General features: G+C 40.2%; 1 protein-coding gene. It reads right to left on the minus strand.

Going from position 1 to position 266, the window contains the following annotated elements:
* Positions 1 to 266: TonB-dependent receptor domain-containing protein (locus tag AAEY57_RS20155; RefSeq protein WP_350608679.1), on the minus strand; the 266-nt coding region annotated here is incomplete at both ends.

A 266-nucleotide genomic window follows, 5' to 3' on the forward strand; every position in this document is an offset into this window, starting at 1 on the left:
GTACAATTACCGTGCATGTTGTCGTAATCAGAATAAAACGCAATAATTTCACCATTAATACCGCTTACGTTATAGCGTGAACCAAATTCAATATTTACACTTTTTTCTTCTTCTTGGTCGGCATTACCTGGCGCGGCTGGTGCATAACCTTGTTGAATACCAGCAAGTAGAGTGATGTTGTCGTTTACTGTGTAAGTTGCACCGAGTGACGGCACTAAAATATCAGTGTCGTTCGACACATTTTTAGTTAAACCATTGCTGCGTGT

Source organism: Pseudoalteromonas sp. MER144-MNA-CIBAN-0113 (assembly GCF_040308965.1).
Lineage (GTDB): Bacteria > Pseudomonadota > Gammaproteobacteria > Enterobacterales > Alteromonadaceae > Pseudoalteromonas > Pseudoalteromonas tetraodonis.